Annotated in this window: 17 protein-coding genes; 11 read left to right on the plus strand and 6 right to left on the minus strand. The window is 49.9% G+C overall.

Annotation, left to right across the window (positions count from 1 at the left end):
- The first annotated feature begins 67 nt into the window (after positions 1–67).
- From ACZ5ZS_RS02310 to ACZ5ZS_RS02320, 3 genes are all read left to right on the plus strand, one after another.
- Positions 68–472 carry an acyl-CoA thioesterase gene (locus ACZ5ZS_RS02310; protein WP_188596277.1) on the plus strand — a complete coding sequence of 135 codons (405 nt, stop codon included), beginning with the start codon at positions 68–70 and terminating at the stop codon, positions 470–472.
- A 76-nt stretch (positions 473–548) separates the two neighbouring features.
- Positions 549–2609: a GH116 family glycosyl hydrolase gene (locus ACZ5ZS_RS02315; RefSeq protein WP_188596278.1), complete on the plus strand. Its 2061-nt coding sequence runs from the start codon at positions 549–551 to the stop codon at positions 2607–2609.
- Between the two features lie 133 nt (positions 2610–2742).
- Complete coding sequence (locus ACZ5ZS_RS02320) at positions 2743–3108, plus strand: hypothetical protein (protein WP_075059700.1); 366 nt, start codon at positions 2743–2745, stop codon at positions 3106–3108.
- Between the two features lie 66 nt (positions 3109–3174).
- On the opposite strand, the gene carB is transcribed toward ACZ5ZS_RS02320, so the two are convergent.
- Positions 3175–6297: a carbamoyl-phosphate synthase (glutamine-hydrolyzing) large subunit gene (carB, locus tag ACZ5ZS_RS02325; protein WP_229657678.1), complete on the minus strand. Its 3123-nt coding sequence runs from the start codon at positions 6295–6297 to the stop codon at positions 3175–3177.
- A complete protein-coding gene (gene carA / locus ACZ5ZS_RS02330) occupies positions 6290–7387 on the minus strand; it encodes a glutamine-hydrolyzing carbamoyl-phosphate synthase small subunit (RefSeq protein WP_188596482.1) in 1098 nt (365 codons plus the stop codon). The genes carB and carA overlap by 8 nt, the downstream gene beginning before the upstream one ends.
- A 392-nt stretch (positions 7388–7779) precedes the next feature.
- On the opposite strand from carA, the gene ACZ5ZS_RS02335 reads away from it, so the two are divergent.
- A complete protein-coding gene (locus ACZ5ZS_RS02335) occupies positions 7780–8757 on the plus strand; it encodes a thermopsin (RefSeq protein WP_188596280.1) in 978 nt (325 codons plus the stop codon).
- 64 nt (positions 8758–8821) lie between these two features.
- Here ACZ5ZS_RS02335 and ACZ5ZS_RS02340 read toward each other — a convergent pair whose 3' ends face one another.
- Positions 8822–10699 (minus strand): AMP-binding protein, encoded by a 1878-nt coding sequence (locus tag ACZ5ZS_RS02340; protein ID WP_188596281.1) that lies wholly within the window; start codon positions 10697–10699, stop codon positions 8822–8824.
- 409 nt (positions 10700–11108) lie between these two features.
- Between ACZ5ZS_RS02340 and ACZ5ZS_RS02345 the strand changes: the two genes are divergently transcribed.
- From ACZ5ZS_RS02345 to ACZ5ZS_RS02355, 3 genes are all read left to right on the plus strand, one after another.
- Positions 11109–11612: an Lrp/AsnC family transcriptional regulator gene (locus ACZ5ZS_RS02345; protein ID WP_188596483.1), complete on the plus strand. Its 504-nt coding sequence runs from the start codon at positions 11109–11111 to the stop codon at positions 11610–11612.
- A gap of 38 nt (positions 11613–11650) precedes the next feature.
- Complete coding sequence (locus ACZ5ZS_RS02350; protein WP_188596282.1) at positions 11651–12355, plus strand: DUF357 domain-containing protein; 705 nt, start codon at positions 11651–11653, stop codon at positions 12353–12355.
- 81 nt (positions 12356–12436) lie between these two features.
- Complete coding sequence (locus ACZ5ZS_RS02355) at positions 12437–13153, plus strand: alanyl-tRNA editing protein (protein WP_188596283.1); 717 nt, start codon at positions 12437–12439, stop codon at positions 13151–13153.
- On the opposite strand, the gene ACZ5ZS_RS02360 is transcribed toward ACZ5ZS_RS02355, so the two are convergent.
- A complete protein-coding gene (locus tag ACZ5ZS_RS02360; RefSeq protein WP_188596284.1) occupies positions 13135–14139 on the minus strand; it encodes an NOG1 family protein in 1005 nt (334 codons plus the stop codon). The genes ACZ5ZS_RS02355 and ACZ5ZS_RS02360 overlap by 19 nt on opposite strands.
- Before the next feature lie 53 nt (positions 14140–14192).
- On the opposite strand from ACZ5ZS_RS02360, the gene ACZ5ZS_RS02365 reads away from it, so the two are divergent.
- The gene (locus ACZ5ZS_RS02365) at positions 14193–14810 is read left to right on the plus strand and encodes an Ntn hydrolase family protein (RefSeq protein WP_188596285.1); all 618 of its coding nucleotides are present in this window, start codon (positions 14193–14195) and stop codon (positions 14808–14810) included.
- 2 nt (positions 14811–14812) lie between these two features.
- On the opposite strand, the gene twy1 is transcribed toward ACZ5ZS_RS02365, so the two are convergent.
- Complete coding sequence (gene twy1 / locus ACZ5ZS_RS02370; protein ID WP_188596286.1) at positions 14813–15877, minus strand: 4-demethylwyosine synthase TYW1; 1065 nt, start codon at positions 15875–15877, stop codon at positions 14813–14815.
- A gap of 148 nt (positions 15878–16025) precedes the next feature.
- On the opposite strand from twy1, the gene ACZ5ZS_RS02375 reads away from it, so the two are divergent.
- Positions 16026–16733 (plus strand): ERCC4 domain-containing protein, encoded by a 708-nt coding sequence (locus ACZ5ZS_RS02375; RefSeq protein ID WP_188596287.1) that lies wholly within the window; start codon positions 16026–16028, stop codon positions 16731–16733.
- Here ACZ5ZS_RS02375 and rtcA read toward each other — a convergent pair.
- Positions 16714–17736, minus strand: coding sequence for an RNA 3'-terminal phosphate cyclase (rtcA, locus tag ACZ5ZS_RS02380; protein ID WP_188596288.1), 1023 nt, complete (start codon positions 17734–17736; stop codon positions 16714–16716). The genes ACZ5ZS_RS02375 and rtcA overlap by 20 nt on opposite strands.
- 206 nt (positions 17737–17942) lie before the next feature.
- Here rtcA and ACZ5ZS_RS02385 point away from each other — a divergent pair, with 206 nt between their 5' ends.
- Both ACZ5ZS_RS02385 and ACZ5ZS_RS02390 read left to right on the plus strand, forming a co-directional pair.
- Complete coding sequence (locus tag ACZ5ZS_RS02385) at positions 17943–18194, plus strand: hypothetical protein (protein ID WP_188596289.1); 252 nt, start codon at positions 17943–17945, stop codon at positions 18192–18194.
- Between the two features lie 118 nt (positions 18195–18312).
- On the plus strand, positions 18313–18618 hold the full coding sequence (locus tag ACZ5ZS_RS02390; RefSeq protein ID WP_229657680.1) for a histone family protein: 306 nt from the start codon (positions 18313–18315) through the stop codon (positions 18616–18618).
- The last annotated feature ends 297 nt before the right edge of the window (positions 18619–18915 follow it).

The raw sequence follows: 18915 nt of genomic DNA on the forward strand, positions 1-18915 counted from the left end.
ATCGTGGATGAGGAGTCCCAGTAATTGCATGGGTTATGCTTATTAAGTGTTAACTTCATTCAAATAAATGCCATTCATAGCTAAGTACATGGTCTATCTATCGGATACCGATGCCGCGGGCATAGTTCACTTCGCAAATTACTTGAGGTTCGTAGAGAGAGCCGAGGAGGACTTCTATAGATCGATGGGGCTTCCAAAAATATATGAATTCATGCCTAGAATAGAGGCATTTATTAGGTATGAATCGCCCATAAGGAGAGGAGATTCGATCAGCGTGGAGCTCTCGCTCGAGGAGGCCAGGACTAGGGCCGTTAGGTATGGGTTCAATATATTTAACGATAGCACGGGGATTAGGGCTGCGTATGGCCATGTGGCGGCTGCATGCGTTGAGATGAGCGAGGGAACGATGAGGGCCATAAAATGCCCCCGAGAGGTCATTGAGGCGTGGACCAAAGTTGGAGGTCCTACTTGAGATACTTAAACATGGCATCAATAAATATTTAGAAATGATTTAAATTCAAGCCAGGCTTGAAGGGCGCGGGGAGCTGATGGTTGTATATGATTCTTCTTGGGAGTTAAGGGCTGGGCTCCCGCTTGGTGGGATTGGGGCCGGTAAGGTCGAGCTCAGCAATAGGGGGAAGCTGATCAATTTAACTATTTTCAATAATTGGAACAAGCCGCTTAGAGCGGCCAGGGGCTTTCATGTATTTGTATTGGAGGAAGGGGGGTTAGGTTCATTCATGGAAACCGATGTTACCGTTAATGGAATGGAAAATAAAGGCTCAAGGCTTTTATATGATGCCACATATCCCTTCCTGAGATTGCGTAGAGTGGATGATTATAAAGTGGAACTAATCATGTTTTCAGCATTGATTCCGGGCGATTTGATGAATTCCTCCCTTCCAGCGTTCGGCATGCTCGTTAGGAACAAGAGTGGACGTAGGATTAGAGTGGCAGTATCGCTGCCTAACCTGGTTGGCACGTCTATGAAGGGTAGGATAAACGTAGAGGCCAGGAAAGGAATAATTTTTTCCACGGAGTCTCGCTCGGAATTGGATCCAGCGTATGGAAACATGTCCCTCATATCAGACGATCCGCTGATGGTGGTTCCACAATATTCCATAAATGTGGATCCAAAGGCCGTGATAAGCAGTGGCAAGGTAAAGGATTCCTTGGAGGATGAAAGGCCATGGGTATATGTGGAGAAAGGTCTCCGATTTTCGCCCCCAACGGGTCCAGCGAGGGGAATGTGGGATGATTATGCTGGATTGATTGTGAGGGAGTTAGAGGATGAGGCTAGATTCGTCATTTCGTGGTACTTCAATAATCCATGGATATATTACCCCTATAGGCATTATTATGGAAATTTCTTTAAGGATTCATATGAAGTGGCGAGGCACTTCATGGACATGTTCGACGAGCTATATTCTAAGTCAGCATCATTTTGCCCAAATGATGCCTCCCTTCCTGGGTGGTTAGGTGATGCGATTTGCAACTCGGCCTATATCCTTTCAACTAATACATGGTTGGATGAGCGTGGTAGATTCTCTATGTTTGAGTCCCCCGAGAACTTTCCTGTATTGGGCACTATAGGGGGTTGGACTTATGAGGCTGGCTCCATTCCTATATTGCTGAATCTGCCTATGTTGGAGCGTTCCTTCTTGGAGTTACTGGCATCGCATATAGATGATGAGGGATATGTTCCTCACGATCTTGGTTTTTGGTCCCTTGACAATCCAATAGATGGAACTACCTCCCCACCCCGATGGAAGGATTTGAATCCAACCTTCATATTATTAGCCTATAGGTATTATATAGTGACCGGCGACGCGGATTTAATTGCGAAATTATTTCCTGTAATAGTGAAGGCGTTGAATTGGGAGGCATCTCGCGATAAGGATGGTGATGGATTGCCGGAGCTGGAGGGATCTGCGGATACCTCGTTTGATGTGACTTCGATAGAGGGGATCGATAGTTATACCTCCACGTTGTATTTGGAGTCCCTCTATGCGGCTAGGGAGATCGCGAGGATCCTCGGCAAGGATGAGATGGTAAAGTATATATCGGTCATGGTGGAGAAGGCCGAGAGGTCCATCCATAAATTATTTAATGGAAAGTATTTCGATGCGTGGAGGGGATCGCCGGATGCCGGTGATTCCCTATATCTGGGTCAAGTGGCTGGCATGTGGTGGGCGGCCATAACTGGGCTCCCCTACTACCCTGATCGGGAATCTGCGGCCAGCATTCTAAGATATATTTGCGACATTAATGGAAGAGCATCTACCATATGCACCCCTAACCTGGCTAGACCAAGCGGCGAGGTGGTGAGTATTTCTCCCCAGATGGGGAGTTCATGGCCTAGGTTGGTAATGTCGCTCGCCGTTCTCGGAGTGGAGTTCGATGTGCCTTGCATTTTAGACCTGGTTAAAAGGGAATGGGATACTTTGGTGAGTAAAGGGATGGCGTGGAACCACCCATCTAGGATAAGCGCAGCAACCGGAGTACCTGATATATACTTGGATCATTATATTGGAAGCCCATCCATCTGGTCTGTGGCATTGCATAGATCTCTAAGGGCGAGAACTGCCCTGCATCAAATAAACAGATAAATAGCCGGGGCTGCATGTTGGATTGCGATCTGGCTTTCCCGCCTTAAATTAGCAAGGCCCCATCTTCGTATCATTATGCAAAAAATGCGCTTCTCATCTCAATATTAAATTCGCTCTTCCCTGAAGCGAATCCATGCAGCAGTTACTGGCCCTGGTGCCTGCCTTCGGCTCCGCATTGATGATATATTATACATATCAAAATATGAAACGTGTGAACGCTTGTTTGCCAGGCATATTTCACTGCGAAATATTCAATTTCATTGTGCCACGGCGCACCCGATTAGCAGTTGCAATAGGCGCGGCAACCGCGTTGGCAATAATGGCTTTGTTAATAGCCATGAATTATGCGGAACCCGCATTGGCGCTGTCGATAGTAGGAATAGCCATAGGCTTATATGGCTTGGCCCTCCAAGTAAAGCACGGCGCTTACTGCATGTATTGCATAACCACCGATGCAATATTATTCATAACCGCAGCAATAATAGTTACCAATGTATAGTCCCCAACACGGGGAAGACGCTCGTCCAGAATATAATGGTATGGATACCCATGACGCTGAATGTATTCAAAGCGAGTATTCATCGATCTCCTTGACGCTGGTGTGCCCACCGAGCTCAATCGCCTTGGCCAGCTCGCGGCTAAGCCTACTGCTTAGCACCAGGGGTACATTGAGATCAGCGGCCGTGCGTCTAATCCAATAATCCAGTCCGCGCATATCGCCGCTTGTCATGATGAGCTCCGCTCTGCCTTCCTTAATCATGTTGACCGCCTCATCGATTCCCAGCTCCTCCGCCCAGTCGGAAGCATTGGCTCCCCGCAGTGTGGTCACCTCGTAGCCAGTCCTAGCCATAGACCGGGCCGCCTCCTCCATTCCCTTTCCATAAATTAATACTCGCCCATTCTTGTGAGGCATCCTATTGGGCGGGGTGGATAGCCAGCTCTTCAATAGCGCATCGGGGAAGCTAAGGCCCAGGGCAGCGGCTTCTCCCGTGCTCCTCATTTCGGGACCCAATGTCGGATATGCGCCGCGTAGTTGGGACCAGGAGAATTGCGGCGACTTCACCGCCCATGCCTTTGGCCGTAGCTCGACGAATTCATCAGTGGATAACCCCCTCGCTATTGCCTCCATGGATTTGCGTATAAGATTGACGCCGACGGCCTTGCTTGAGAACGGCATTGACCTGCTGGCCCTTAGATTGAGTTCTATTATATAGGGTTCATTATTTTTCACAATGAATTGTAGATTGAAGGGGCCATGGATGTCAACCTCCCTGGCCAGCATTAAGGCTGCCCGCTTCATTTCACTAATGGTGGTCATCCCCAAGGATCTGTTGGGAATAGTAATGGTTGCATCCCCGCTGTGGATTCCAGCCTCATCCACGTGCTCCAATACCACCCCTATTACTCCCCTCCCGTCGCTGGCTCCATCTATCTCAGCTTCATCGGCGTCCTCCATGAACTTGGAGATAATTATGGGCCTGGCAGTGGATAACCTGATCTTTTTGATCAGGCCCATTAAGTCCTCTTCATTATGGATAACCTTCATCCAGGACCCGCTGATTACGTAACTGGGCCTCACCAATACTGGGAATCCCACCGAGTCCACGAATTTGCGCACGGCGGCTTCGGAGGACGCTGACACCCACTCCGGCTGCTTGAGACCCAGCGAGTCGAGCAGGTTAGAGAACTTCTCCCTATCCTCCGCGACGTCGACGCTGTGGCCGGCTGTGCCCAGCAGCTTGACTCCCCTATCCTCTAATGGCTTTGCCACGTCGTTTCCCAGCTGTCCCCCGACCAGCGTCGCCACCTCACTGAATCCACCCTTTTCAACTATATCTATTATTCTCTCTACGGTCACCTCGTCGAAGAAGAGAAGCCTTGATACATCCCAATCAGTTGAGACCGTCTCTGGGTTATTATTGAGTATGGCTGCCTCGCCCAGAAATTCGCGCGCGGCCTCCAGCAGCGATACGACTCCCCAATCGAACTCCACGGAGACCCCTATTCTGAAGACGCCGGCCCCCAATATGAGGAGGCCACCCCTTGGTTTTACGTCGTCTTCATCTCCATTATATGTCAAGTAAAGATAGTTGGTCGAGGCCGGTTGCTCCCCCGCCATAGTATCTATTTGCTTTATGCTGGGCATTATGCCTAGTTTCCTCCTAATCCGCCTCACGTCGTCTTCCTCAATGCCCGTTGCCTTGGCTATTTGGGCATCGCTGAATCCGAGCCGCTTGGCCTCTATCAATTTCTTCTCATCCACTCCCCTCTTCTTCAAATCCTCGTAAAAATCCACGAGTTCCTTTATCTTAAAGAGGAAGAACTCGCTGACGCCGCATGCGTTTGCCACATCCCTTACGGAGGCTCCCTCCCTGAATGCCTTGGCAGCGTAGAGGAGCCAGTATGGTTTTCTAGCTCTCAATGAATTCAAGGCGTCTTCCATCGACATATTGGATTCATAGATGGAACCACCAACTATGCCGGGCTCTCCTATGTTGAGCATCCTGATCGCTTTTTGCATGGCTTCCTCGAAGGACCGACCAAGACTCATCACCTCCCCGATGCTCTTCATCTCGCTGCCCAGCGATTCATTGACGTGATCGAATTTCCCCAAGTCCCAGCGAGGTATCTTTATCGCCACGTAATCCAGGCTGGGTTCAAAGCAGGAGCAAGTGGTGCCAGTGACCTTATTTATCACCTCATCTAGGGAATAGCCGAGCGATAGCTTGGCTGCTATGTATGCCAGTGGGTATCCCGTTGCTTTGCTGGCCAACGCGCTTGACCTGGACATCCTGGGATTGGTCTCTATGGCGTAGTGCGAGTAGCTCGCTGGATCAAGGGCGAATTGAACATTACATTCGCCGATCAAGTTTATTGACTCGGCCACCCTAATTGCGCTGCTCCTCATCTCTTGATATTCATAATCGTCCAGCGTCTGGCATGGAGCTATCACCACCGACTCCCCCGTGTGAACGCCCATTGGATCCAAGTTCTCCAAGCAAGCCACTACCACGGAATTGCCGCGGGAGTCCCTGACCACCTCATACTCCAACTCCCTCCAATGATATAGGTACCTCTCTATTAAAACCTCATGTATGTGGCTCTGCGAGAATGCCCTCCCCAAGCTACGGCGGAGATCCTCCTCGCTCCACGCAACGGTGGAACCACGCCCACCCAAATTGAAGCTAACGCGCATCATGACTGGAAAACCTATGCGGCGTGCCACAGCCAACGCCTCATCCTCCGTCCTAGCGGCCGCGCTGGGAGGCACGGGAATGCCCACGCGAATCATGGTTTCCTTGAATTTCTCGCGGCTCAATGCCCTCTCTATTCCATCTATCGGCGTGCCTAGAACGGTTATCCCATACTTGCGGAGCACGCCGGCCTTGCTTAACTCCACTCCCACGGTCAATGCAGTTTGCCCGCCGAATCCTATCGCTATCGCATCCGGCCTTTCGCGCTCTATCACCTTCGCCGCGTACTCCAATGTTATTGGAACCATGTATAGCTTATCAGCGAATTTCTTGCTGGTCTGCACGGTAGCCACATTTGGATTCAACAACACGGTCTCTATTCCCTCCTCCTTGAATGCCTTCAACGCTTGGGAACCGCTGTAATCGAACTCGGCGGCCTCAGCTATCTTAATGGGGCCGGATCCTATCACCAATACCTTCCTTACGTCATCCACTCCGCACCACCTTTGCGAATTTATCGAAAATCCAGGAAGCATCGCGTGGCCCAGCCCTGGCCTCGGGGTGGAATTGCGTCGTGAATATGGGCAACTCCTCGTGGATTAACCCCTCAACTACCCCATCATCGGGATTGCGGAACCACACCTTCATGTTGGGCGGCACATCATCATCATACATTCCATAGCCGTGATTATGAGTTGTCACGAAGCACGAGCCAGTCCTCGCCTCAACTACAGGCTTATTCACTGCTCTATGGCCGAACTTCATCTTCCTCACCCTACCTCCCATAGCTAGGGCCGCCACTTGGTGGCCCAAGCATATTCCAAGGATGGGCAGCTTCTCTTCGGCAATGTATCTAAAAGTCTTAGCCAAGCCGGGAAGTAAATTGGGATTGCCGGGCCCGTTGCTGAAGATCACTCCCTGGGGCTCAAGGGCAAGTATTTCATCCACGGGGGATTTGCAAGGCACCCTAACCACGGTGAAGCCCCGGCCCACCAGCTCGCGGAGTATGCCATGCTTGACTCCGCAGTCGACCACCGCCAAGCGGTTCTCGCCTCTTCCGTGCACTATGATGCTGTGGGGAGAGACGGCGTCGGTGAAATCCACTTCATCATACCTCCAATCAAGGGATGGCTTGTCGTCTCCGTTCGACGATATGATACCCATCATGCTTCCATTCTCTCTCAATTTCTTAATTAACATCCTGGTGTCTATCCCGGATATGGCGGGCACCCCCTCATCCGATAGCCATTCATGAAGCGATTCCTTGGAGTTCCATTTGCTGGGAATGGTCTCCTCAGCCACGACAACCCCCTCTACCTGCACGTGATCGGATTCCATGTTGAGCAACACGCCATCCTCCCGAAGCGGTTCGGGCACTCCGTAATTCCCGATCAATGGATGTGAGAAGACCAATATCTGCCCCTTATATGATGGATCAGTGAGGGTCTCCACGTAACCACTCATTGCTGTGGTGAACACCACCTCGCCGATCCTGGTCCCCTCAGCGCCGAAGCCGCATCCCATCAATACGGTACCATCCTCCAAGCGAAGGTAGCCGGTGCGGCCCCGGCGGCACTTCCCCATCATCGTGCTTGGTTGGGCAGGCGTCTAGGATCGCTCTTGCCCGTTGATTTCGATATTTCTAAGCGGCTTTTTAGTTCAATTAAGGGATTCAACGGATCCCCACCAGCAACCCCAGTGGGTCGGCCTATATAAAGTATGCGTCCTATGGAGCAGGTTATTGATGACGCAATGCAAATCTATATATTGATCGAGATCGCTCAGTACGATATCCTAGTTGATAAAGGGAACGTTATGGCTGGGAGGGAGGTCAGTTAGAAATGCACTGCATCGCTTGAGTGATTGCCTTTTTCTGCGCAGATAATTTTGGGCTTAGCGATGTGAATGGAGCTATATAGTTTATCTTTATATTTTTAAGATAATGCTTAAAAAGTTTTAAAGGAGGGGCTGCTTGTATGTCGGTAAAGCATATCTATATACTATCAGCGATCGCCATGGTGGCGGCGCTGGTAGCAATAATGCAAATAGGCGGGGCTGGCCAAGCCCCTGCTGCGTTTCCGCCTGTAAGGCCTCACCACGTTGTTTATCAAGTCACTCTGCCCCCCAGCTGGTATAGTGGTGACCATGCACCTGTGGGAGTCACGGATTACGGGGCTTACCAAAGCGGTTCCACAGTAGTGGCTTATTCCTATTCAAGTGATGAATTTATGGGAAACTTCACCATTTATAATGCCAACTTCAATTCAAATAGTTCCACTGATCCGCATAGTTACTCAATTCAACTTAATGTTGTGCTGAACTACACATCGGGAGGCTCGAGCAGATACCTATGGGTTCAAGATGTTGCCGTTATAAACACTGCGACGGATCAATTGAATATAGTGGACAACATATGGAACTTAACCACTAGTAGTGCAAACCTGAATAGAAGGTTGGTGAGCGGTAATGGTAAGGTGTATACGTACCAGGGATATACATATTATGCATATGAATATCCATCAACCATAACATACAGTTATCCGCTTTCGGTATCCCTCTTCGTTACGGTGGGCACCTCATCGAGGGGATACCCCGTCATCAATTTCTATTTCGTCTATGGCGGAAGCGTGATTAAGTACGACTCAGTTACCGTTAAGGTACCATCCACGTCGGCAACATACACTGTTGAAGGATACAGTCTCCTCCCGAGTGGGCTCTATGCTGATGCGGAGCTCGTCACTGGAGGACCTGGAGGAGGCAGCAGTGCAATGCCGGTGTCATATAATGCCACGTACACGCTTCAATACGTTAGCGGCGGAAAATTGGTCTCAGTGCCCCATGCATTCGATTATGGAGCAAACACGGCGGAGAACGTCTATGGAACCAGCGATTCAGGAAGTAATTACGCCGCGACGTTGGGAGTTGGGCAGGAGTACTTCCATGAACTCTGGTGAGCGATTTATATAAATAGTCTTTCAGAAAAGTACAAATAATATTTTTCAATTATTGCAGGATAGGTTAGGTAGATTTTAATGCTTTCCTTATCTCCTCCACGGCGTCAGGGTTATCCAGAGACGATAGGTCACCCGGATCCTTGCCTAGATATATAGACCTAATCACCCTTCTCATTATCTTAGCATTTCGGGTCTTGGGCAAGGCCTTCACGAACACTACTCCGCGGGGAGCGAATGCCTTCCCCATAGAGTTGGCCACCTCCTCTATCAGCCTTATCTTGAGCTCCTCTAGCCCGCTCCATTGACGAGGAACGACGAAGCACATGACGGTCTCTCCCTTGAGCTCATCCGGGATACCTATGCAGGCGGATTCAATCACGTTTGGATTCGAATTTATGATAGTCTCTATTTCGGCCGGCCCAAGTCTCTTGCCTGCGACCTTTATGGTATCATCAATCCTGCCCACTATATAGATGTATCCATCTTCGTCATACATTGCTCCATCTCCATGGCTCCACACCCCCTCAATCTTGCTCCAATATGTCTCCAAGTACCTATTGGTATCTCTCCAGAATCCCCTCGTCATTCCAGGCCATACGGAGAGCACGGAGAGCTCCCCCTCCGTGTTGGGAGGCACCGGCTTGCCGTTCACATCCAGTATAGCTACCTTTATGCCTGGGCTAGCCCCGTTGAAGGATGATGGCTTTATTGGTTTCACCACGTAGCACCCAACCAAGCCGCCCGATACCTCAGTGCCGCCGCTGTAATTTATTATCGGTACGCTGCCGTTCCCAGCATCATAAAGCCACTCCCAGCTCTCCAGATCTATCGCTTCTCCAGTGTTTCCAAAAGCCTTGACGGGGTCAACCGCTGGCTTGGATCCTTCGGATCTCAGCAGCCGTATTAACGTGGCGGATAGACCCAATATATTCACTTCATTATTATTCACGAATTCCCATAGCCTATCAGGGCCGGGATAATCGGGCACGCCCTCGAACAACGCGATGGATCCTCTCAGTAGGTAGCCGCCGAAGATCATCCATGGCCCCATCATCCAGCCCAAATCCGTTACCCACATCAATGTATCTCCCCTCTTCATATCAAAATGGAAGTATATATCAGCGGCTGCCTTTATGGGGAACCCATCATGCGTGTGAACCGTCCCCTTGGGTTTCCCAGTTGTGCCTGAGGTATAGAGTATCATCAATGGATCCTCGGAATCCGTGTCCTCCACATGATCGCCCCCCGTCCTCATCATGTCCCCAGCATCGACATAATCATCCAGTCGCTTGCCCGACCTGTTGAGGAGGATGACGTTTTTAACGGTGGATGTGAGGCCGTTCTTCAATTCGCCTAACATATCGACTTGCTTTCCCTTCCTAATCGATGAGTCCGAGGCGAAGACGAATTTGGTCTCGGAGTCCTCCAGCCTGGTCCTTATTGCGCCGTGGCCAAAGCCACTGAATAGCGGTACCACCACCCCTCCAGCCCTTATGATTCCTAGGAATATGGGCACTATCTCGGGGATCATGGGCATATATATGGCGACCCTGTCTCCCCTTCTAAGGCCATTTCTATGAAGCCAACTGCTAACTGCCCTGGCTCTATAGAGAACATACGAATATGACCATTGGATTGAATCGCCGAGCTCGTTTTCCCACTTAATCAAAATATCCGATCCATCCATCAATTGATCCGCTATGTTGAGCTTTCCATCAATGAACCAACGAGCCCATGGCTTGCCTTTGGAGAGGTCAAGCACCTTGCTATATTTCCTGTTCCATTTTATTCCAATGATATTGACGAATTTATCCCAGAACCATTCCGGTCTGGAGTAGGTCGATTCTATGAATTCATCAAGATCTTTCTGTTTTTCTTCAACCATGAATCTGGCCACATTGCTCTCGGATAAGTTATCCTTGCTGGGTTTCCATATTTTCATTGTATAACATAGTAAATAATAATTATTAAAATTTATCCATTATTTCCAGTTCTATAATAGAAACCTCACGTAGACTTTACCAATCAATAGTCATAGGATAGAGCAATGCCATAAATAATGTTTGGATCAGTGACGTGGAGGACATTAACTCATCCAGGCTCGCCTTGATCTAATATATGGCATTGGACGCAATTCCTTGCATGCATCGATTGAATTATCTCTGTTTTTACGCAACGTTTTTAAGGGGTTCATTTCGAGAATTTTAATTTGATCGGGCGTAGGAGTAAATTATATTCAAGGAAAAATAATATAGTCGTCTTATAAAAGGTATTGCAATTGGCCGGTCTTATGGATCACTAGAAACAATAAGTATTTATACTGGTCAATTATGTTATTTTTCAAGGTAAGTATGGCAGTGCAGAGAACGTATGAATTAACTCCGGCCGAAATAGAGAGGGAACTCACGGAAAGGCAGATACAAATACTTCAGTATCTGTTAAAGAGGGCTCAGCCGCTAAAGGTGTACACGGTGTATGCCGATCAAGACGAGATAGCGAGGGATTTGGGCATGACCAGGCAAGCGTTGAGCGTTCACTTAAAGAAATTGAAGGATTTGGGCTTGATAAGGACGGGAAGGGAATTCGTCGATATAACTGAAAAGACACTCAAGGTTTTGAAGCTGAGCACGGCCGAGGCCGTCGTCATGATAAAGGCGACCCCGAAGTATAGACCTCAAGTCTATGAGAAAGTAAAGGAATTGCCAGTTGAAAAGGCCTACAGGGTTTCAGGGGAGTACGACTTAATACTGATAACCCGGGAGGCGCATGTGAATGATTTACTGCGAGTGCTCAGCACTATGGAGGGAGTGGAGGACACGAAGACATTCATATCGCTGGAAGTAATAAAGGAGTAGGGTCAAGTTTAAAACACATAGCATTGAAGCCAGCTTAAATGAATGTAAACGATCTTGCATCAAGGGCATCAATATATATAAGAAATGTTGAGCAGGCATTGGATCAAATAGGAAGGCCGATTGATGGGAGAGTAGCGGAGGTAGTGGAGGCAGCTAAGGCATACCTGAAAGATAGCAAGCATTATTTTAAGGAGGGCGATTATGCCACGGCCATCTCCACGGCCTCCTACGCCGAGGGGCTATTGGATGCATTGCGTATGATGGGCATCATGGATATTAGGTGGTTGACCCCAAGTCAATTGACTGCGCCAGCTAGATCTAAGGTATTCGTCGCGGGCACGTTTGATCTTCTTCATCCAGGGCACGTCCTTTATTTGAAGCAGGCTTGGGAGTTGGGTAGGGTTATTGCCGTGGTGTCGAGGGATTCAACTGTGGAGAGGATAAAGAGGAGGAGACCGATAATACCGGAGGATCAGAGGGCCTTCATGGTTGGCTCCATCGAATATGTGGAGAGGGCTAGGGTGGGTTATGAGGGCGATATGTTTAAGGTAGTTGAGGAGGAAAAACCGGACATAATACTGCTGGGCCCTAATCAGCCCTTCGATGAGTCGCAGATAGCGCGCGAGCTGGAGAGAAGGGGAATTAACGCAAGGGTGCTTAGAGCCAAGGAGGAGGCAAAATGCGATTTATGCAGCACCACCAGAATAGTTCAGAAGATACTTTCCTTGAATAATAAGGATTAAGAATGGTCAATTTTGATAATGGCATTAATATTATACATTCATCGCGCTAAGTATATATATGCTTCGGCATAAGTAAATACCATGACCGTCCACTTATATCAAAGGGATAGTTATTTGCGGGAGGCCGAGGCTAGGGTGGTTAAAGTTGAGGGGAAGAACGTGGTGCTGGACTCCACGGTAATACACCCAACGGGCGGCGGCGTCGTTCATGATACAGGCAAGATAATAGGAAGGGAGGAGTACTCGATAATAGATGCGATTCAAGATAAGGAGAGCGGCGACGTGATACACGTCCTGGATAGGGAGCCCAACCTATCGCGCCTGGATAAGGTGGTGGTGAGGCTGGATTGGGAGCGGAGGCATAGATTGATGAGATTGCACACGGCATCCCATATAATAGCTTCTATAATGTATAGCAAACACAATGCCTTGATCACCGGGGGCGATATACAGCCTGATTATGCTAAGGATGATTTCGGCGTGGATAAGTTAGACAAGGAGGAGGCGGAGGAGGTGATCAGGGCCGCCAATATGATCGCGTCCCGGGGACTGGAGGTCAAGGTTTACTGGCTATCCAGGGAGGAGGCCAGCAGAATACCGGGAATAGTGAAGCTGGCCAATAGGTTACCGCCGGGGAGGGAGGATAAGTTGAGAATAGTAGAGATACCTGGAATAGATATACAGGCAGATGGTGGTCCTCACGTGAAGAACACCGGGGAAATAGGCAGGATAGAATTAATTAAGGTGGAGAACAGGGGAAGGGGTAGGAAGAGGATGTATTACACTGTGGTGCCCTGACTCAGCTTGGGCATCACGTACTTATCGATCGCATCTTGAATAACGTCGTTGGTTCCCAAGCACTTAGCCGCGGCTACCTTATATGGGGCTCCCCCCAATGCTGCCTCCGCTCTCCTAACCTCTTCATCAGCGGCTATATCTACCTTGTTTAGCACAACCATTATGGGCGACTTAAACGCCCCGCGTATCTCCTCCAGTAACCTCAACTGCTCCTCCAGGGAGTTTCCACTGTGGGGGGTTGGGTCGATTATCATGATTATTACGTGGGCCAAGTGTCTCAGCGCCAATATTGTTTGCAGCTCTATCTTGTTTCTCTCGCTCAGCGGCCTGTCTAGCAGGCCGGGCGTGTCCAGCACTTGCACTGAGAAGTCGCCGAACAGTTTTACGTGGCCCACTATTATCTTCTTAGTGGTGAAGGGGTAGTCGGCGATCTCCGGCTTAGCGGTGGATACGCACGCCACGAAGCTGCTCTTCCCCGTGTTGGGCATGCCGGCTACCACTATTGTGGGGAGACCTACGTTTATGCTAGGCATGTATCTTATATGGGGTCCCAGCATTCTGAGCTCATCCAACTCCTTGGATAGATCGTTCAATAGATCTATCATCCTGGCCATGAATCGCCGCCTCGCCTTTATTATATCGCCCTTGCCGGCGGCTCCCTTTATCATCATTAGAGCCTCCCTTCGTATGGACTTGACAGCCCTCGATGCATTGAATACCTTGGATGTCGCCCTCCTATACTCTGCCTCGCTTATATTGAGGAGCAGCAGTTCCTTGTGGAATGCATGTAAATCATTCAAGAAGGGCATTGATGTGGCCGCCTCCCTCAGCTTCCTCGCCACGTAATCGGAGGATTTCTTGATTCTAACCGCCTCCAGGTTCCGCATTGCTTCAACGCCGCGCCGCCTGTACCTGGCCTCCGCCGTCTTATATCTATCCATAAACGCCTTTATTAATTCCTTGGATGAGGGTACGTTGACTGACATCGAGAGTGAACCAGGAGCCTAAATTTAAATACATTCACTTATGCGGTTTAAGCATGAGTGAGTACGAGATAATAACGGGAACGTCGGTGGGCATAAAGGCCGTGGACGGCGTAGTGCTGGCGTCGGAGAAGAGGGTTGCGTATGGGTTTTACCTTCTCAGTAAGTCTGGCAAGAAATTATTCAAGGTAACGGACAACGTTGGCTTGGTGTCCTCTGGAGTATTGGCAGACATGCAGGTGATTTCGAAGCTGGTCAGGGCGAACATATCCATACATGAAATGGAGGCGAAGAGGCCTGCCAGCACTAGAGCGGTGGCGAAGTTCCTCAGTCAAGTCTTGTTCCAGAATAGATATATGCCGTTCTTGGTGGAGGCTATGGTTGGCGGAGTGGATGAATCAGGCCCCCACTTGATAGTCTTGGATGCGGCGGGCGCGTTGATTGAGGACGACTTCGCGTCGCTGGGCACGGGTGCCAGGACTGCCATAGGAATAATAGAGACTAGCTATAAGCAGGGATTGAGCGTAAATGATGCGAGGATGATAGCGATAAATGCCATAAGGGAGGCAAGCTATAGGGACGCGGTCTCCGGCGATGGCGTTGATTTAATGATAATAACCAAGGAGGGGATACGCGAGGAAACTGTGCCCATAGCGCAACCGGCCAGATTATAGTTTTACTGGGAATATGAAGGGGAGGAGGCGGGCTTCTCTATCCACCTATCTACTCTCCTCTTCCTATTTTGAAGCACGACTATCCTGGAGTTCGCGTCTTCATCCATGTATTCATACATATCTCCCACCTCCTTCAGTAGCTTCATGGCCCACTCCTTGACCTCATCGTGGCTCAGCATATTATCCCTGCTCAATCTATATATGGAGTGGCCCAGGTGCATGTATGACTTCACCTCTATGAAGTGCGGGCTCCCCCTCCTCATTAACTCGGCGAATTCAGGTATGTGCTCTGGCTCTGTGTTCCATCCCTTTATCAATGTTATCCTGACCACGGTCCTCGTGTTCAGCTTCGGCAGCATGTCCAAGGTCTTGAGCCAAGCCTCCCAAGCGCCTTCGCCCTTCATTACGGGCACGTTTATTTTATTGAATAATTGCTTGTTTGGCGCGTTGCAGGAAAGGTATAGCTGGGTGGGCAACGCGTTCTCCTCGGCCAGCTTCTCCACTGCTTCCGGGTGTTCTCCATTGGTAACCACGAATATGGATCGCGTGTTGGGCATGGATTTGATCAGCCTTATCAAGCCGGCTAACTTGGGGTACAAGGTGGGTTCGCCTGAGAGGGAGATGGCGAAGTGCGTGGGTTCCAGTGCCTCCTTGATTCTCTTCCGCCCCTCCGGGTGACCGAAGTAGCCGGACAACAGCCTTCTTCTCTCAGCCATCACTCCATTCAGGAGCTCCTCGGGATCCATTACTTCCTCCTCCCGCGGCGACAGGGTATCAAATGAATCGGTAGGTCTCCAGCAATACACGCACCTATTGCTGCAAGTCATCCCCACAGGCCCGAACTCAACGCACCTATGCGAGCCGCCCACAGGCGCTCCATAGAATTTATACTTATAGCAGCTGGGCCCCCCCGATAGGGCGGACTTGCTCCAATGGCATAGCTCCACCGTGGCGTGGCCATACACGCCGTATTTTGACCTAAGTAGATCGGCCCTGGTGTCTATCCTTATCCTTAGCTTGCCATCTATGACTTCATGATACCTAAGTCGCTCCTCTTGAACCTCCATTATCTATTCGATCACGTCTAGCGTTAAAAACTTTTATATCTGTGGCTGTCCGAAGTGCACCTACCCTAAGTTGCTTGAAACTTTCCAGTACCTAAGCCTAACAACAGCTAAGCGATTTATTTATTTCCCTGCCTCCGCTTTAGCTTGCATGCAGTGCAGCGTCGTGGTGGATTCGAGGGAGCATGCGACGGCTGTGGACGTCGTGGATGAATTGAAGCGGCTCGGCTGCACTGTGATCGAGAAAACCATAGAGGTGGGGGACTACGTGGTCTCCAGCACAACCGTGATAGAGCGGAAGAAGGCCATGGACTTCATCAACTCCATAATAGACGGGCGGTTATTCGATCAAGCAAGGAGGTTAGCGGAGCACTACCAGAACCCCATAATATTAATAGAGGGCGATCCATGGCGTGCCACCTCCAAGAGAAGCATTCATTCCCACTCCGTTGCTGGCGCCATGGTGGCGCTGAACAAAATGGGAATTAGGATACTTTACTCGGCAAACGCCTCATTGAGCGCCTATATGATATTCTCGCTGGCCAAGGTAGATGAGAATAAGTCCATAAAGACAGTGACAATACGAAAGGGGGAGACAATCCGCGAACTTCAAACTCAATTGCTGGGATCACTGCCCGGGATAGGTGGGAAGAGGGCCGAGAAGATATTAATGGAGTTCGGCTCCCCGCTTGAGGCATTAAATAACTTTGAGGCTTGGAGTCGAATAAATGGCGTAAGCGAGAAGACCGTATCCTCCGTCAGGAAGGTGTTGACAACGAAGTATAGCGACAAGTCCAGTGAGGAGAGACTTGGGGGCAACGGCGATGGGATAATGGGCTTCATAGATGAGGCCAAATGATGACTTCGGCCATTCCACGTCCTAGATCAAGCCGTGCATCCACTCCCATTAGCTTCACCACCTCTACGTTGGTGACCAAGTGAGCAGTCACTTGGGACACCGTGTATCTGCTCTTCTCGCCGCTCAATGCAGCGTAGGTGGGCAGCATATCTCCCATGTTTGGATCAAAATGAGCGCCGCTTCTCACGGCCTCGATCAGCCTCCTCGCAGCCTCCATCCCCACTTGCTCGGCTGGCTTTCCCCGCTCTCCCAGGGAGTCTCCCCCCATTCTGTGGCCATCGCTGAATAATGCCCACACCACGACTCCACTGCCCGCCCCAAGTCCTCTGCTTACCTCCACGCCTATATCTACCCGCGTGCCCAACTCCGTCAATGCACGGGAGGCGGCGTTTGCCTGCCTGATCGCTACATGTCTAGGCAACTCCGTTGCATGCGAGATCCCCCCTATCCGCTCCAGTTGGGAGTCCCCAAGGGATAAACCGCGTGGCTTGGATGAATGTATTGATAGCTCTACTAACCCCCCACCCCTGGGGTAATGGCCTCTTTGCCTCACTCTTATTGAGGTCTCTATGCCCATCAACCGAAGGTTGGGGATGACTATGTTCGCCATATAATCTATGGGAGGAGCCATGGGGACGTCGGTTCCCCCCTTTATCTCGATTGTGGATTCACATCCGGCGGCGGCCAGTATGGGCAAAACCGTCTGTATTACCAGGGAAACGCTTCCAGCCGTTCCCACGTCGAACGATCGATTCCTGCACGATATGCTGCCTGGCTTGAACGTTAGCTCGGTTGATCCAACACGAAGCCCACTTACCTCTGCATTGCTTATCTCTGCCGCGGCAGTCACTGCAGTAAAGTGCTGCATTCCAAGCCCTGGATTACCGCGCTTAGCCCGTATGTTTCGTATTCTCACTGGAACCCCCATCGCTGCTGATAGTGCCACGGCGGTTCTCAGCACTTGACCCCCTCCCTCTCCCATGGATCCATCTATCTCCAACATGCATGTCCCCCATCTTGCCTTGATTTAATTTTTTGAGATTAAGGAGCCCTCGAAAATAAATTGTGATCGTCTCGTAAACCCTAGTCGCGATTAGCCCCGACAGCTCCCTAATCGCAAGCAATTATGGGCTTAATTAATTCTAAAACCCGGGTGCCCTGGTTGGGGTTTGCTAAGTTTTATAAATCGGTGCCTCCGCTTTCTCTGAAATGACTACCGCGGTAGCGTGTCCATATTGCGGGTTGCCCACTTGGAGCATGGTTGAGTTCGTCAGTGATAGATTCATGAATAACCCCAGATTCTTCACTACCCATATAATTCTGTGTAGGTGTGATAATTGCGGCAAGATGTTTTACCTTGCAAAGACCAGGCTAAGATCGATAACCTATAGGCTGGAGGACGTGGATCTGGCCCGCGTCTCATCCAGTGCCCAGGGCGGCGTTAATTCACCGGAAGGTTAGCGTGAACCGTGAAAGCAAGGGGCGTTGGCCTTCAGCGCCTTGGAGTCGTTCTTCGTTTACCATGGCGTTAAATAATGGAGCCGCTATTGGCCATTCGTCGTTGTTTATTACGCGATAGATGTTTTTGGATTTGGGCAGGAATTACTTCGTGGAGCTAAAGAATAGGTTTAAAGCGTTGAGTTGGTCGAGTCTGGTCATGCCGGAAATACCGCTTGCGCCCGTGGACAGGATATTCAAGAAGGCCGGTGCCGAGCGCGTTGGGGAGGATGCCGTGCAAGCCCTGCGCGATATATTGGAATCCATAGCCTATGATCTGGCCAATAGAAGCATAGAGATGTCGAAGCACGCTAATAGGAAAACAATAACGGCTGAGGACGTGCGGGCAGTGGTGAGGATAATAAGGTGCGTGCCCCTCTCCGTGTGATCGTTGCAGGTATAGCAGTTGAGGGTGAGTAGTACTTGGGTTGAGTAGTTCATTCAATTGAGGCGACGCGGTTTTGCTGGGATTGCTTCGCCACGCCTCGATTTTCGGCTTGAGTAGATGAGGATAAGTTCCATCTTTTAGGGCTGATAAGTGTTGGCGTGAATCGGTTTGGCGTTCGTCCCGATTTTACGGCCTCTGAGAAGAGGAAGGGATAGGTTGGGTCCTTCATGTGCTTGTCAACGGGCTATAGATCCATATAATATTATATATTATAAATTATTTAATCGGTTGACCATC

The sequence above is a fragment of the Thermocladium modestius genome (genome assembly GCF_055398215.1).